The sequence below is a fragment of the Streptomyces sp. NPDC006339 genome, from assembly GCF_040612775.1.
Lineage (GTDB): Bacteria > Actinomycetota > Actinomycetes > Streptomycetales > Streptomycetaceae > Streptomyces.
This window is the reverse complement of sequence record NZ_JBEXQW010000070.1, coordinates 1-14,648: the sequence shown is the minus strand read 5'-3', so window position 1 is coordinate 14,648 and position 14,648 is coordinate 1. Positions and strand designations below refer to the sequence as shown.

Annotated in this window: 13 protein-coding genes; 1 reads left to right on the top strand and 12 read right to left on the bottom strand. The window is 72.6% G+C overall.

Annotated elements, in window-relative coordinates:
* Nucleotides 1-74: 74 nt before the first annotated feature.
* From ABZ135_RS35550 to ABZ135_RS35495, 12 genes are all read right to left on the bottom strand, one after another.
* Entirely contained in the window at nt 75-2,075 is a 2,001-nt protein-coding gene (locus ABZ135_RS35550) for an SDR family oxidoreductase (protein ID WP_356701956.1), read from the bottom strand.
* Nucleotides 2,072-3,553 (bottom strand): FAD-dependent monooxygenase, encoded by a 1,482-nt coding sequence (locus ABZ135_RS35545; RefSeq protein WP_356701955.1) that lies wholly within the window; start codon nt 3,551-3,553, stop codon nt 2,072-2,074. Before ABZ135_RS35545 ends, ABZ135_RS35550 begins: the two co-directional genes overlap by 4 nt.
* A complete protein-coding gene (locus ABZ135_RS35540) occupies nt 3,508-4,419 on the bottom strand; it encodes a 4'-phosphopantetheinyl transferase superfamily protein (protein WP_356701953.1) in 912 nt (303 codons plus the stop codon). The genes ABZ135_RS35545 and ABZ135_RS35540 overlap by 46 nt, the downstream gene beginning before the upstream one ends.
* A complete protein-coding gene (locus ABZ135_RS35535) occupies nt 4,400-5,341 on the bottom strand; it encodes an aromatase/cyclase (RefSeq protein ID WP_356701951.1) in 942 nt (313 codons plus the stop codon). Before ABZ135_RS35535 ends, ABZ135_RS35540 begins: the two co-directional genes overlap by 20 nt.
* A 20-nt stretch (nt 5,342-5,361) precedes the next feature.
* Entirely contained in the window at nt 5,362-6,147 is a 786-nt protein-coding gene (gene fabG / locus ABZ135_RS35530) for a 3-oxoacyl-ACP reductase FabG (protein ID WP_356701949.1), read from the bottom strand.
* 141 nt (nt 6,148-6,288) lie between these two features.
* Entirely contained in the window at nt 6,289-6,552 is a 264-nt protein-coding gene (locus ABZ135_RS35525) for an acyl carrier protein (protein WP_345487417.1), read from the bottom strand.
* 107 nt (nt 6,553-6,659) lie between these two features.
* Nucleotides 6,660-7,874: a ketosynthase chain-length factor gene (locus tag ABZ135_RS35520; protein WP_356701947.1), complete on the bottom strand. Its 1,215-nt coding sequence runs from the start codon at nt 7,872-7,874 to the stop codon at nt 6,660-6,662.
* Nucleotides 7,871-9,142, bottom strand: a complete 1,272-nt coding sequence (locus tag ABZ135_RS35515; RefSeq protein WP_356701945.1) for a beta-ketoacyl-[acyl-carrier-protein] synthase family protein — start codon at nt 9,140-9,142, stop codon at nt 7,871-7,873. The genes ABZ135_RS35520 and ABZ135_RS35515 overlap by 4 nt, the downstream gene beginning before the upstream one ends.
* On the bottom strand, nt 9,139-9,468 hold the full coding sequence (locus ABZ135_RS35510) for a TcmI family type II polyketide cyclase (protein WP_356701943.1): 330 nt from the start codon (nt 9,466-9,468) through the stop codon (nt 9,139-9,141). The genes ABZ135_RS35515 and ABZ135_RS35510 overlap by 4 nt, the downstream gene beginning before the upstream one ends.
* 203 nt (nt 9,469-9,671) lie before the next feature.
* The gene (locus ABZ135_RS35505; protein ID WP_356701941.1) at nt 9,672-11,246 is read right to left on the bottom strand and encodes an acyl-CoA carboxylase subunit beta; all 1,575 of its coding nucleotides are present in this window, start codon (nt 11,244-11,246) and stop codon (nt 9,672-9,674) included.
* Nucleotides 11,247-11,362: 116 nt separating this feature from the next.
* On the bottom strand, nt 11,363-12,022 hold the full coding sequence (locus ABZ135_RS35500) for a TetR/AcrR family transcriptional regulator (RefSeq protein ID WP_356701939.1): 660 nt from the start codon (nt 12,020-12,022) through the stop codon (nt 11,363-11,365).
* Nucleotides 11,925-13,274 (bottom strand): MFS transporter, encoded by a 1,350-nt coding sequence (locus ABZ135_RS35495; RefSeq protein WP_356701937.1) that lies wholly within the window; start codon nt 13,272-13,274, stop codon nt 11,925-11,927. The genes ABZ135_RS35500 and ABZ135_RS35495 overlap by 98 nt, the downstream gene beginning before the upstream one ends.
* 327 nt (nt 13,275-13,601) lie before the next feature.
* Here ABZ135_RS35495 and ABZ135_RS35490 point away from each other — a divergent pair, with 327 nt between their 5' ends.
* On the top strand, nt 13,602-14,477 hold the full coding sequence (locus ABZ135_RS35490) for a hypothetical protein (RefSeq protein WP_356701935.1): 876 nt from the start codon (nt 13,602-13,604) through the stop codon (nt 14,475-14,477).
* The last annotated feature ends 171 nt before the right edge of the window (nt 14,478-14,648 follow it).

Genomic DNA, 14,648 nt, shown 5'->3' with positions numbered 1-14,648 from the left:
GGGTTGCCTCTCGCGTGGGGTGGATGGGGTGGGGGACGGGCGCCCCGGGCGGGACGGCCCCGGAGGGGGCCGCCTCAGCCGAGGAGGGTGCCGCCGGTGGCGTCGATGAAGGCGCCGGTGATCCAGCGGGCCTCGTCGGTGGTGAGGAAGGTGATGACGTCGGCGACGTCGCCCGCCTCGCCGACCCGGTTGAAGGCCGAGAACTTCGCCATCGCCTCGACCGCCTGCGGGTTGTCGAAGATCGGGCCGCCGTTGTTGGTGATGCCGGGCGCCACGCTGTTGATGGTGATGCCGCGCGGGGCGAGGATGCGGGCCAACTGGAAGGTGAGCTGCTCGATCGCGCCCTTGGTCATGGCGTAGGCGACCTGGTCGGGCACCGAGGTGCGGGTGACGCCGGTGGTGAGGTTGACGATCCGGCCGCCGCTCGGCATCTGCCCGAGGGCCCGCTGCACGATGAAGTACGGCGCCTTCGCGTTGACGGCGAAGTAGTGGTCGAACTCCTCGGGGGTGAGGTCCTCCGGCGCCGAACCCGTCGACGTGACCGCCGCGTTGTTGACCAGGATGTCCAGGCGGGTGTCGCCGGTGCGCTCCTTCAGGCCGCGCTCCAGGCCGAGGAACAGCTCGTGCACGTCGCCGGGCACGCCCAGCTCGGCCCGGACGGTGAAGGCGCTGCCGCCCTCCTTCTCGATGAGCTCGACGGTGTCGTTCGCCGCCTGCTCGTTGGCGGTGTAGTGCACGGCGACGAGCGCGCCCTCGCGGGCGAGCCGGATCGCCGTCGCCCTGCCGATGCCGCGACTCGAACCGGTCACGAGGGCCGTCTTGTCGGTGAGCCTGTCCACGGTTGACCTTCCGGGTTGGTGGATGTGCGGGAGGTGCGGCGCCGGACGCGCGGCCGGCCGGGTGGGCGCGGGCGCCTTCGGCCGGGGCCGTTCCGTCACGTCGAGGCCGCTGATCATGCGGGCGAGATGGCGGCGCACCGGGCCCTGTCCGAGCAGCTCGCCGAAGACGTCGCGCAGCGCGACGACCTCCTCCGTGCCGAACAGCAGCCGGGCCTGCGCCTCGATGTTGGCCAGCGTCCGCGCCCCGACCGGGTGCCGCTCGGCGTGGTAGGTGTCGAGCAGCTCGGGCCGGTCGGCGCCGGTGACGACCCGGGCCAGCTTCCAGCCCAGGTTCGCCGCGTCCTGGAGGCCCAGGTTGACCGCCTGGCCGCCCACCGGCATCTGGCTGTGCGCGGCGTCGCCGGCCAGCAGCAGCCGGCCCCGCCGGTACTCGGTGGCCTGCCGCGAGACGGTGCCGAAGCGGTTGAGCCAGCGCGGCTCGCCGTGCCCGATGTCCTCGCCGGTCACGGCCGCCCAGGCGGACACCACCTGCGCGAAGGTCACCTCGCCGGCCGGCTGCTCGCCGAAGCGGTGGACCATCAGGCGCGTGGTGCCGTCGGGCCTGCGGTACGCGGTGGCGATGCCGCCGTCGAAGCGCTGGAGGCGCCGGTTGTCGATCGTGACGCCGGCGACGTCGGCGCGCAGCATCACCTTGTCGGCGTCGTGCCCGGCGAACGTGAAGCCGCCGAGCGCGCGCACGGTGCTGTGCTCGCCGTCGCAGCCGACCACATAGCCGGCGTCGATCGCGTAGGAGCCGGCGCCGGGGCCGCGCACCTCGACGCGGACCCCGTCGCCGGTCTCCCGCAGCCCGGTCACCGTGTGACCGCGCCGGATCTCGGCCCCCAGCTCGACCGCGTACGCCTGGAGTTCGGTCTCCAGGTGGTACTGGAGGCACTCCCACTGCCCGGCGTACGGATGGTCCGGGTCGGCCTCGGCGAGGTCGAGGCGCAGGCCGCCGAAGTGGCCGGGGCCGACCGGCGGCAGCTCGCCGAGCCGCGGCAGGAAGCCGCGGTCGGCGAAGATCTCCATGGTCCGGGCGTGCAGGATCGAGGCCCTGGACTCGCCGGTGGGCTCCGTCAGCGTCTCCACGACGACGACACCGGCGCCGTACGCGCGCAGCTCGGCCGCGAGGAAGAGTCCGACGGGCCCGGCGCCGACGACCACGACGTCGGTGCGGCGGGCGGACGGTCCCGTCATCGCCGCTTCCCGAGCGCCGGCCCGAACCAGCGGGTCAGCGCACTGCTCAGGTCACGGTGGCTGCCGGGCGCGGCCCAGGCGACATAGCCGTCGGGGCGGAGCAGCACGGCCGAGGCGCCCGCGAGCGGGCTGTCGGCGGGCACGGCGTCCGGGGTCGCCGTGACGATGTCGACGCGGTCCCGCCAGGGCTGCGCGCGACGGCGCAGGACGGCCGTGTCGTCCAGGTCGAGCAGCACACCGCGCCCGGAGCGCAGCAGCTCGGTGCTGCTGGTGCGGCGGCCGTCCACCGTCACCGGCAGGTGCGGCAGGCGCCGGCCGAGCAGCGGGCTGGAGCCGCCGCCCATGTCGTAGCGGATGTCGAGCCCGCTGACCTTGGCGGCCAGGTGCCGGGACACGCCGGGGATCCGGACCAGCTCGGCCAGGACGTCCCGCAGCGGCACCGACTCCTCGCCGCCGAGGATCAGCAGGCTCTGCGCCCGGGTGTTGGCGAGCAGCCCGCGGCCCACCTCGTGCCGCTCGGAGTGGTAGGTGTCGAGCAGCTCCTCCGGCGCGTCGCCGCGCAGCACCGCCGCCAGCTTCCAGCCCAGGTTGTGGGAGTCCTGGACGCTGGTGTTCATGCCCTGGCCGCCCGCGGGCAGGTGGACGTGGGCGGAGTCGCCGGCCAGCAGGACGCGGCCCCGGCGGTATTCGGTGACCTGCCGGGAGGCGTTGCCGAAGGCGCTGATCCACACCGGCTCGGCGTGGGCGATGTCGATGCCGGTGAGCCGCTTCCACACGTCGGCGACCTCGGCGAACTCCGGCGGGCCGGTGCGCTTGCGCGGCGGCACGCCGTGCTCGCCGACGATGATGCGGTGGATGCCGCCGGGCAGCTTGGCGACCATCACGAAGCCGCCGTCGGTGTGCTGGCCGGTCATCCGCGGCTCCAGGTCGACCCCGCGCAGGTCGGCCAGGAGCATCTCGGTGGTGGCGGCCGTGCCGGGGAAGTCAAAGCCGGCCGCCTTGCGGACCGTGCTGCGGCCGCCGTCGCAGCCGACGAGGTAACGGGCCCGCAGCCGGTCCTCGCCGTCGCCGTGGCGCACGGTGACCGTGACGCCGTCGCCCGTCTCCTCGTACGAGACGAACTCGTGCCCGCGGCGGATGTCGGCGCCGAGCTCGGTCGCCCACGCCTCCAAAGCCTCCTCGGTCACCGACTGCGGCACGGTCTTGGCCGCCTCGTGGAAGGCGCCGAGCACGCTCATGTCCAGCGGGATGCCACCGAAGTGGCCCATGCCGCTGGTCTCGTAGTCGCCGAGCCGGCGCAGCAGCCCGCGCTGGTCGAAGACCTCCATCGTGCCGATGGTCAGACCGATGCCCCGGGACTCGCCGGTGCGCCCGGGGTGCCGTTCGAGCACCGTGACGTCGATCCCCGCGAGGCGCAGTTCCCCGGCGAGCATCAGCCCGGCGGGTCCTGCTCCGACAACGACCACCGAAGCGTCCATGAGTCTCTCCTTCTCAAAGCCAGTAGCGGAGCCGCGGACAGCGGCAGGCCCGCCGCGCCGTCGTACAGGCAGGCCGCGGGCAGCGAGCGCAGCGTGACGATCGGCTCCGCGGGGACGGCCAGCGCGGCGGCGGCGGCGTGGTGCGGGCCGGCCGGCACGTTCCGCACGATCCAGCCGGACGGACCGGGTGGGGCGTCGGCGTCGGTTCCGGCGCCCAGGTAGTCGAGGGCGGGGCTGCGGCCGAGCCCCGTGCCCAGACCCTTCAGATACGCCTCCTTGCGGGTCCACAGCTCCGCGAACGCGTCCGGCCGGCGGCCCTCGGGAAGGGTGAGCAGCTCCCGCCACTCCGCCGGGTGCAGCGCCGGGCCGCACACCTCCACCGCCTCGGCCGTCGGCGTGCGCTGCACGTCCACGCCGACGACCGTCGCGGCCGTCCCGATCAGGACGAGACCGTGGCTGTGCGAGAGCGAGAAGTGGACCGGCAGCGGCGGGTCCCGCAGCACGGGCCGGGTGGTGCGGTGCGGGCGCGCCGGGCCGGGCTCCCGGCCCAGGCGCAGCCGCTCGGGCGGACATCCCGTGGCCTCGCCGAGGATCCGGCGCAGCGCGATGTGCGCCGACAGGTACTGCACCCGGTCCCGGGGCCGTACGAACAACTCGGCCCGCCGCAGTTCCGCGGCGTCCAGTTCGCGCACCGCGAGCCGGGCCGCCGCCGGGCTGTCCGCCGACGGCGGGCGCAGCAGCCACAGCGAGAGCCGCGGCGGCTCGCCGGGGACCGGGATCAGCGGCTGCCCGGACTCACGCGGCCCGGACGGACGCGGCCCGGGCTCACGGGGTGGACCGCCGAGTTCAGCGCCGGGCCTCGGCATGGGCCTTGGCGTGGCCCAGCGTGGCCTTGCTGTTGGTGCTGAGCGCGGTGTGCACGTACTCCCGCGCGTCGGCGACGGTGGCGTCCGCGCCGAGGATGCGGGCGATGTTCGCGGTGTTGATGGTCACCGTGTGCTGCGAGGACGCCGTGACACCGGTGTCGGTCTCGGTGAACGTCCAGTAGCCGGTGTGCAGGGTCATCAGCGCCGGCAGCGTCACCTGCTTGTAGGCGATCTTGTGGTGCGGGAAGGTCACCCGGTACGACTTCGTGGTGTGCACGGAGCCGTCCTTGGCGCGGGTGTCCATCTCCAGGGTCTGCAGGCCCGGGGAGTCCTCGTCGAGGCGGACGGTGGCCACGTGCGGCAGCCGCTCGGACCACAGGTTCGCCTCGTTGATGAAGTCGTAGACGTCCTTGGCGGAGCCGGCGATCTCCACGGAGTCCTCGAAGGAGAACGTCAGATCGGCCTCGGTCTCGGCGTGGACGCGCTCGACGTTCTCGCGCAGCGCGGCCAGCTCGGAGCGCGAGTTGCGGTCGACGGCCTCGTCGATCCACTTCAGGCTCTCCGGGTCGTCGTCGATCGCCCGGTAGTCGTGCAGCAGCCGGATCCGCGACTCGGTCGCGGAGACCGGCTCGATGATCCAGGTGCCGCCCATGGCCGCCACCGGCGGGGTGGGGATCTCCTGGCGGAAGGTGATCCGCAGGTTCTCCGGGTCCAGGGTGCGGTGCGACGTCCAGTTCTTGGGCTCGCCGTTGGCGGTGGCCCAGATCTGGATGCGCTCCTCGCGCTCGCCGCGCTCCACGTGCTCGACGTGGATGGTGGGCGGGAAGATCCGCGGCCAGTTCGCCACGTCGGCGATCAGCCGGAACACCGTCTCGGCCGGCGCGGCCGCGGTGATCTCGTGCTCGACCTCACGGATGGTCATGGTCAGCTCTCCTTGGGGCCTTAGAAGTTGCCGAGTCCGCCGCAGACGTTGAGCGCCTGCGCGGTGATGGACGCCGCCGTGTCGGAGGCGAGGTAGCCGACCAGACCCGCGACCTCCTCCGGCGTCGAGTAGCGGCCGAGCGGGATCTTGGCCTGGAACTTCTCGAGGATGGCGTCCTCGGTGGTGTCGTACGCGGCGGCGTAGCCCTGGCGCACGCGCTGGGCCATCGGGGTCTCCACATAGCCCGGGCAGACCGCGTTGACGGTGATGCCGGTCGGGGCGAGCTCGTTGCCGAGGGCCTTGGTGAAGCCGACGACACCGTGCTTGGACGCCGAGTACGGGGCGCCGAGGACGACGCCCTGCTTGCCGGCGGTGGAGGCGATGTTGATGATTCGGCCGCGGTCCTTGTGGCGCATGCCGCCGGTGTTGAGCACCTCGCGGGTCAGCCGGAAGACGCTGTTGAGGTTGGTGTCGATGACGTCGTCCCACAGCTCGTCGGCGATGTCGGCGGTGACACCGCCGCCGCTGCGGCCCGCGTTGTTGACCAGGACGTCCACGGTCCCGAAGGTGTCGACGGCGGCCTGCACGAAGTCCCGCACGCTGTCCGAGGACCGGACGTCGAGGGTGGTGCCGTCCACCTCCAGGCCCTCGGCCTGGAGCTCCTTGACGGTCGCGGCGACGTTGTCGGCGCTGCGGGCGCCGATGAAGACCCGGTGGCCCTGCTCGGCCAGGAGCCGGGCGGCGGCCAGGCCGATGCCGCTGGTCGCTCCGGTGACCAGGGCGACCCGCTTCTGCTGATCTGACATGGGTGGCGTCTCCAGTGGGAGGGGAAAAGGGCCCGCCGGGCGGTGCGACGAGGCACCACCCGGCGGTGAGTGGGGTGGGGGTGTGGGGGGTGGGGTGCGGAGGGGGAAGTGACGGGGAACGACGGGGCGGACCGGGAGCGGTCAGACCAGGGCGGCGAGGCCGCTGTTGACCGCGTCGATCAGCATCCGCGGGGTGTTCGCGATGCTCAGGATGTCCTCGTCGAGGGAGATGCCGTACTCGCGCTCGATGCGGCCGCCGGTCTCCAGGAGCGCCAGCGACTCGTAGCCCAGCTCCTCGAAGTCGGTGTCGAGGATGTCACCGTCGAGGTTGTACGAGTCGTCGGCGCCCGCCGCCTCGATCAGGATGCGGCGGAGGTCGTCGAAGGTGAAAGCCTGCTCGGCCATGGTGATTCCTTTCCGGGGCTTGCCCGTTCGGCGTGATGGCGGTACGGGGCGGTACGGGGCGGTACCGGGTGGTGCGGGGCGGTACGGGAATGCGGGGCGGTGCGGGGTCAGTCGGCGGAGCGGACGACCAGCGCGGAGTTGAAGCCGCCCAGGCCGCGGGCGAGCACCAGCGCGGTCCGCACCTCGTGCGTCCGCGGGTGGCCGACGACCAGGTCCAGGCCGTAGGTGTCGGACGGCCGGGTGTTCATGGTCGGCGGGATCAGGCCCTCCTCCATCGCGAGGAAGACCGTCGCCAGGTCCAGCGCGCCGGCGGCCGAGTACAGGGCGCCGGTCGTCGTCTTGGGGACGGTGACGGGCACCTGCTCGCGGCCGAAGACCGCGTTCAGCGCGTCCGCCTCGATCCGGTCGAGCTCGGGCACGGCCGCGCCGTCCGCGAAGACCACGTCCACGTCACGCGGGCCGACCCCGGCGTCGGCCAGGGCGATCTCGATCGCCTGGCGCAGGGCCGGCGGGCGGCCGCTGCCCGGCTTCGGGTCGAAGGTCGCGCCGTAGCCCGCGATCTCGCCGTACACCTTGGCGCCGCGCGCCCGGGCGACGTCCTCGCGCTCCATGATGAGGATGGCGCCGCCCTCGCCCGGGACGTGGCCCGAGGCCCGCTCGTCGAAGGGCAGGAAGGCGGCGGCCGGGTCGTCCTGCGTGGTGACCCGGCCGCTGGTGAGCTGCGCCACCCAGCCCCACGGGCACAGGGACGCGTCGACGGAGCCGGTGACGACCAGCGGCGTGCCCTTGCGGACCTGGCGGCGGGCCTGCGCGACGGAGTCCAGACCGCCGGCCTGCTCGCTCACGACGACGCCGCTCGGGCCCTTCATGCCGTGCCGGATGGAGATCTGGCCGCTGTTGACGGCGTAGAACCAGGCGAAGGACTGGTACGCGGACACGTACTCGCTGCCCTGGCTCCACAGCCGCTCCAGCTCGCGCTGGCCGAACTCGAAGCCACCGGAGGCGCTGGAGGTGACCACGCCCATGTCGAAGGCGGGCAGCTCCTTCGGGTTCACCCCGGCGTCCTCGAGCGCCCAGTCCGCGGCGACCAGCGCGAGGCGCGTCATCCGGTCGGTCTGCGGCAGCAGCTTGCTCGGCAGGTGCTCGGACGCCTCGAAGCCGTGGATCTCCCCGGCGAGCCGCGCCGGGTACTGGGTCGGGTCGAAGCGGGTGATGCGGCCGATGCCGCTCTTGCCGACGCGGGCGGCCTGCCAGTACTCCTCGGCGCCGAGCCCGTTGGGCGCGACGACACCGAGGCCGGTCACCACTACGGAGGTACTCATGCGGCGGTCCTTTCCGGCCGGGCCAGGACCATCGCGCTCTGGAAGCCTCCAAAGCCACTGCCGACGGTCAGCACGGCGTCCGTCTGGTGCTCCCGCGCGGTGACGGGCACATAGTCGAGATCGCATTCGGGGTCGGGGGTGTGGAGGTTCGCCGTCGGCGGCACCACGTGGTGCGTCATCGCCAGGGTCGACGCGGCGATCTCGATGGCGCCGATGGCGCCGAGGGAGTGGCCGACCATCGACTTGATGGAGCTCACCGGGGTGGCGTACGCGTGGTCGCCGAGGCTCTTCTTGAACGCGGCGGTCTCGTGGCGGTCGTTCTGCTTGGTGCCGGAGCCGTGCGCGTTGATGTAGTCGATCTCGTCGCCGTTCATCCTCGCCTCGTCGAGCGCGACCCGGATGGCCTCGGCCATCTCGGCGCCGTCGGGGCGCAGACCGGTCATGTGGTACGCGTTGGAGCGGGTCGCGTAACCGGCGATCTCCGCGTAGATCCGGGCCCCGCGGCGGCGGGCGCTCTCCAGCTCCTCCAGGACGAAGAAGGCGGTGCCCTCGCCGAGGACGAAGCCGTTGCGGGTGCCGTCGAACGGGCGCGAGGCGCGCTCCGGCTCGTCGTACCGCGGAGTGGTGGCGCGGATCGCGTCGAAGCAGGCCATGGTGATCGGCGAGATCGGGGCGTCGGTGGCGCCGGCGACCAGCACGTCGAGGGAGCCCTCGCGGATCAGCTCGGCGGCGTAGCCGATGGAGTCGATGCCGGAGGTGCAGCCGGTGGAGACCACGGCGTTGGCGCCCTCGGCGCCCACCGCCCAGGCCACCTCGGCGGCGAAGGAGCTCGGCACCAGGTGGTTGTAGAGGTGCGGCACCGCGTACGTGTGGTCGACCAGGTTCAGCCGGCCGCCGTCGCTGACGACCCGGTACTCCTGGTCGAGGCCCATCGTCGCGCCGACGGCCGTGCCGACGGTGACGCCGACGCGGTGCGGGGCGTGCTCGGCGAGGTCGATGCCGCTGTCGGCGACGGCGCCGCGGGCGGCGACGACGGCGAACTGGCCGGCCCGGTCCATCCGCCGGATCTCCTGCGGGCTGAGGCCGTGTGCCTCGGCGTCGAAGTCGATCTCGGCCGCGACCCGGGAGCGGAACGGCGAGGGGTCGAAGAAGGTGATGCCGCGGGTGGCCGTGCGGCCCTCACTCAGCAGCGACCAGAAGGCGTCGCGGCCCACGCCGCCGGGGGCGAGGACCTCGAGGCCGGTGATGACTACGCGTCGGCCGCTCACTGCGTGGCCTCCCAGTGGTAGAAGCGGGTCGCCATGGCGTCGGCGGGCGAGCGCCAGGTCGCCGGGTCGTACGCCTCGATGAACGGCTTCAGGTCCTCGCTGATCCGCACGAACCGCGGGTCGGTCTTCGCCGCCTCGATGTGCTGGCCGCCCTGGTCGGTGTCGAAGTCCTGGAGGTGGAAATAGAGACCGCGGTAGTGGAAGAGCTGACGCCGGCGCGTGCCCATCCGGTGCGGCATCTCGGTGGCATCGAACGCGCGGAAGAGATCGGCCACGTCGCCGCTCGCTCCGGGCTCCATCCGTGCCACGATCAGATTGCTGTGCATACGATTCTTCTCCAAGTGGAAAGCCGTACGGCGGACTGGAGTCTCACGTCACGTCGACGGTTCGACAGCAAGAGGGCCGGAACCGGACGGAGTCAAAAAAAGAGGCGCTTTGACAAAGCGCCGGACTCTGACATCTATGTTCTTCGGTGAATCCCCCTCGTTCAAGGGGATTCACGTCAAATCTCGGTGCAGAACTACAGGTGCTACTGCGGGGCGTTGCCGTGCTTCCGCGAGGGCAGGTCCGCGTGCTTGGCGCGCAGCATCGCGAGCGAACGGATCAGCACCGAGCGGGTCTCCCGCGGGTCGATGACGTCGTCGATGAGGCCGCGCTCGGCCGCGTAGTACGGGTGCATCAGCTCGTTCTTGTACTCCTCGATGCGCTGCCGGCGCACGGCCTCCGGGTCCTCCGCCGCGTTGATCTCCCGCCGGAAGATGACGTTGGCCGCGCCCTCGGCGCCCATCACCGCGATCTCGTTCGTCGGCCAGGCGAGGGCCAGGTCGGCGCCGATCGAGCGCGAGTCCATGACGATGTACGCGCCGCCGTATGCCTTGCGCAGCACCAGCGAGATCCGCGGCACGGTCGCGTTGCAGTACGCGTACAGGAGCTTGGCCCCGCGCCGGATGATGCCGTTGTGCTCCTGGTCCACGCCGGGCAGGAAGCCGGGCACGTCGACCAGGGTGATCAGCGGGATGTTGAAGGCGTCGCAGAACTGCACGAACCGCGCGCCCTTCTCGGAGGCGTTGATGTCGAGCACACCGGCCATGGAGGCCGGCTGGTTGGCGACGATGCCGACCACGTGCCCGTCGAGGCGGGCGAAGGCGCACACGATGTTCGTCGCCCAGGCCGGGTGCACCTCGAAGTAGTCGCCGTCGTCGACGACCTCCTCGATCACCTTGCGGATGTCGTACGCCTGCCCGGCACCCGACGGCACCAGGTCGAGCAGCGCGTCGTTGATCCGGTCGACCGGGTCGCCGGAGCGCTCCACGGGCGACAGCTCGCGGTTGTTGGCGGGCAGCAGCGAGAGCAGGTAGCGGACGTCCTCGATGCACTCCTCCTCTGTGTCGTACGCGAAGTGCGACACGCCCGAGGTGGCCGAGTGGACGTCGGCGCCGCCCAGGCCGTTCTGCGAGATCTCCTCGCCGGTGACCGCCTTGACGACGTCCGGCCCGGTGATGAACATCTGCGAGGTCTCGCGGACCATGAACACGAAGTCCGTGAGCGCCGGCGAGTAGGCGGCGCCGCCCGCGCACGGGCCGAGCATGACCGAGATCTGCGGGATCACGCCGGAGGAGCGGGTGTTGCGCTGGAAGATGCCGCCGTAGCCGGCGAGCGCGGTGACGCCCTCCTGGATGCGGGCGCCGGCACCGTCGTTGAGCGAGACCAGCGGGGCGCCGGCCGCCTCGGCCAGGTCCATGATCTTGTGGATCTTCTGCGCGTGGGCCTCGCCGAGCGCGCCGCCGAAGATCCGGAAGTCGTGCGCGTAGACGAAGACGGTGCGGCCGTGCACGGTGCCCCAGCCGGTCACCACGCCGTCGCTGTACGGCTTCTTGTTCTCGAGCCCGAAACCGCTGGCCCGGTGCCGCCGCAGCGGCTCCACCTCGTTGAACGAGCCCTTGTCCAGGAGCAGTGCGATGCGCTCCTGCGCGGTCAGCTTGCCCTTGCTGTGCTGGCGCTCGGTGGCGGCCGGGTCGGGGCCCTGCCGGGCCGACTCCTTGATCTCGGCCAGCTCGTCGATCCGGGCCTGGATCGAGTCCTGCGGTGCGGCTGGTGTGGCCATGGTGTTCCCCACCTCCATGGGTCGCGGGTCGTGGGTCGTGGGTCGTGAGTCGCGGTCGTACGGCGGACGCGTACGCCGGGTCGGGCGCGTACGCCGAGTGGGATGCGTGCGCCGGGTCAGCGGCCGGCGTCCGGCCGGTACAGCCGGATGAAGTCCGCGACGCCGGCGCTGATCACCGCGTCGCGCTCGAAGTCGGACAGCGGCAGGGCGCCGTGGAAGGAACGCTGGACCACCCCGCCCGCCACCAACTGCACGAAGCGCTCGGCGGCGTGCTCCGGGTCCTCGAAGGCCAGCAGCCCCTGCTCGGCGAGCCGGGCGAGCCGGCGGGCCAGCTCGCGGTTGGCCTGCCGGGGCCCCGCCGTCCGCCACATCTCGACCACCCCGGCCGGCCACGTGGCGATCTCGGCGCCCAGGTGACGGACGATCGCGAAGTGCTCCGGGAAGGCCGTCAGCGGCGTCAGCCAGGCGCGGCCCAGCTCGGTCAGGTCCTTCTCCAGGTCGGTGATCTCGGAGAGGTGCTCCTCGGCGATGACGGTCAGCGAGGCGGCGACCGACGCGGCGCCCTCCAGGAGGACCGCGAGCAGCAGCCGCTCCTTGTCCTTGAAGTAGTGGGTGACGGTGGCCTCGTCGACGCCGCACTCCAGGGCGATGTCCATGACCCCGGTGTGGGTCCAGCCCTCACGGGCGAAGACGGCGCGGGCCGCCTGGACGATCTCCCTGCGCTCCTCCGCCGACCCGGCCTGGGCGGGCGCGATCGCGGTCTGCTGGATGGTCATGGTGTGTTCCTCCGTGTGAGGTGCGGATCGGTGACGTGCGGGGGCGCCCGGCCCGCAGGTGCGCGGCGAGCACGGCGAGGGCGGCGAGGAGCGTGGCCCCGCCGCCCGCGAGCAGCCCGGCGCGGGCGCCGTACCGTTCGCTGAGGGCGCCGATCAGGAGGGCGCCCAGGGGAGTGGTCCCCTGGAAGACGAGCGTGTAGAGGGCCATGACCCGGCCTCGGTAGGCGGGGTCGGTGCCCAGTTGGATGCGGTGGTTGGCCGCCTGGGCGAAGTACAGGGAGCCGAAGCCGGTGCACAGCAGCAGCACGGCGGCCCACGCGTACGTGGGGGCCAGACCGGCCGCGCACTGCAGCGCCCCGGCCGCGAGGGCCGAGCCGATGACGACACCGGCCGCCGGCCGCCCGCGGCGGCGCGTGGTGACGAACGCCGCGAGCAGCGAGCCCGCCGCGAAGGCCGTGGTGAGCAGCCCGAAGGCGGCGGCCTCCGCGTGGAACTCCGTCTTGGCGAGCAGCGGCAGGGTGAGCTGGAAGTTGAAGCCCAGCATGCCGACGACGGCCACCAGGACCATCGGGAGCAGGAGGTCGCGCCGGGTCGCCATGTGCCGTACGCCGTCCATGACGGGGGCCCGGGCGGGCCGGCGCGCCGAGCGGTGCAGCTCCCCGGGCCGCATCGCGCGCAGGGCGGCGACGGTCGCCAGGTAGCTGACCGCGTTGAGCAGCATCACGGTGGCGGTGCCGAACCAGCCGATCAGCAGGCCCGCGAGCGCGGGGCCCACCACCCGCGCCACGTTGAAGTACGCGGCGCTCAGCGCCGAGGCGTTGGGCAGCAGCTCGGCGCCGACGAGCTCGCTGACGAAGGACATCCGGACGGGCACCTCGACCGCGTTCACGACGCCGAGCCCGAGGGCGAAGAGGCAGACGTGCCACAGTCCGGCCGCGCCGGTGAGCACGAGGACCCCGAGCAGGAGCGCCAGGACACCCGACACGAGGTTCGCGGCCATCAGCAGCCGGCGCTTGTCGTACCGGTCGGCCAGGCCGCCCGCGTAGAGGGTGAGCAGCAGCAGGGGTGCGAACTGCAGGGCGGTCACGACGCCCAGGGCGGTGCCGGAGTCGCCGGTCAGGGAGAGCACGAGCCAGTCCTGGGCGACGACCATCATCCAGGTGCCGGCGACGGAGACGAGCTGTCCCGCCGCGAAGAGCCGGAAGTTGCGGACGGTCAGGGACTGGAGCGTGCCCGCGAGAGGTGATCTCATCTCGTCCTTGGCTTCAGGAGAATGCGGGCGCACGGCAAGGGAATCTGCCCTATAGCTTCTTCGGCCCGGGTCCCGCGGTCAATCATTCCCATGTCAGATCCCGGTCAAGGCATGTCAGGAATAGGCGGTTCCGCAGCGGGGCGTGAATTCGTGTCAGGGACGCGAAAAGTCGGTCGCGGAATTCATCGAATTCCGTCACGTACTACAGGTGACATTCCCCGGCCCTTGCGGCCCCGATAATCGCGGAAATACCGTTCCCGGGTCCGTGGGCGACCGCCGACCGGAGGTCGCCGAGACTCATGGGGGTAGAACCGAATGTCCGTCGTCATGACGACCGTCTGTGTCGGAGCCGGCTGCGTGCGGCGCGAGGGCGCCGGCCGGGCCCGACGCCCGGCCGCGGCCGCCAGCCGCCTCTGCCTGGACTGCCACGAGCGCCTGGTGCGGGACCTGAACCGGCTGCCGGAGCTGTACGAGGAGTGCGCGCGCCACCTCGACGGCAGCGGCGGCGGCGACCGGGCCCTGGAGAAGACCTCCGGCGGCCCGCTGCCCGGCATGCCCTTCAACCTCCGGGCGGCGGACGTCCGCACCTCGATCCTGGCCGTGCTCAGCGGCTGGGCGAGCCTGGTCCTGGAGGAGCGCGGCCTCGCCGGTCCGCGGCGCGCCGTCGGCCCGCTGGTCCACTTCCTCACCCGCAACGGCGCCTGGCTCGCGGCGCACGACGCCGCGGGCGAGGCGTCCGCCGAGATCGCGGGCCTGGTCCGCAAGGCGCTCGGCGTGATCGACCCGGCGACGAGCCGCCGCATCGCGGTGGGCGCGTGCGTCGAGCCCGGCTGCTCCGGCGCGCTCACCGCCGTCGTCCAGCCCCGCCGGCCGCAGTTGCCCGCCACGATCACCTGCGGAGCGGACGTCTCCCACCACTGGGTCGGGCACGAGTGGCTCCAGCTCAGCCGCCGTCTCGGCGCCGCCGCCGCGACGGCGCCCGCGAGCGGGCCGGCCGAGCCGGCCGGCACGGTCACGGACCTGGAGGCGGAGGTGCGCTGGATGACGGCGGCGGACATCGCCCGTCTGTGGGACATGCCGCCGGGCAGCGTCTACCGCCACGCCAGCACGCAGAAGTGGCGCCGCCGCAGCGGCAACGGCCGGACGTACTACCACGCGGGGGACGTCTACGAGACGCTCCACCGGCGCGACGAGGCGGCCTAGCGCCGCCGGCCGGCGCGGACACGCACGAGGGCTCCTGGCGATCGCCAGGAGCCCTCCCGCGTCGGGCGGTTCGGGATCAGTCCTTGATCTCGCAGATGGCGGCGCCGGAGGTGAGGGAGGCGCCGACCTCGGCGGTGAGGCCCTTGATGGTGCCGGACTTGTGGGCGTTGA